This window comes from Streptomyces chisholmiae, from assembly GCF_031845445.1.
In the GTDB taxonomy this organism is placed as follows: domain Bacteria; phylum Actinomycetota; class Actinomycetes; order Streptomycetales; family Streptomycetaceae; genus Streptomyces; species Streptomyces chisholmiae.
On the sequence record NZ_JAVREO010000156.1, the window covers coordinates 1 to 462 of the forward strand.

The window sequence follows — 462 nt, forward strand, 5'->3', positions numbered from 1 at the left end:
TTTCAGGGTGTCCCCGAGTGCGACATCGAGCGATGACAACACTTCCCCCTTAGGTCGCTCCGTCTGCACAGTACTTTATTTGCCAACTATTGCAACACTGGCCAAAGATGGCATTGTCTGAACGCGCGCGGTACATAAAGAGACCGTTCTTGCGCCACGACTGCTCGTCTTGAGGGTCGTCAAGGAATCGAGGGCACCACCGTGAACATTGAGACCACGCTCAAGGAAGCCATGGCCATCGAAGGGGCCGTCGGCGTGGCCCTGGTCGACTACGAGAGCGGCATGTCACTGGGCACGCTCGGCGGCGGCCCGCACCTCGACCTGGAGGTCGCGGCGGCCGGCAACACCGAGGTCCTGCGCGCCAAGCAGCGCACCCTGAAGTCCATCGAGATGGACGACCAGATCGAGGACATCCTCATCACCCTCGGCCAGCAGTACCACCTGATCCGGCCACTGGTGAGC

1 protein-coding gene is annotated in these 462 nt (G+C 61.5%); it reads left to right on the forward strand.

Translation table 11 applies throughout. The annotated features are described in order from the left end of the window. Nucleotides 1-201 precede the first annotated feature (201 nt). A partial coding sequence (locus RM844_RS32555) for a hypothetical protein (RefSeq protein ID WP_311671046.1) occupies nt 202-462 on the forward strand: 261 nt, incomplete at its 3' end.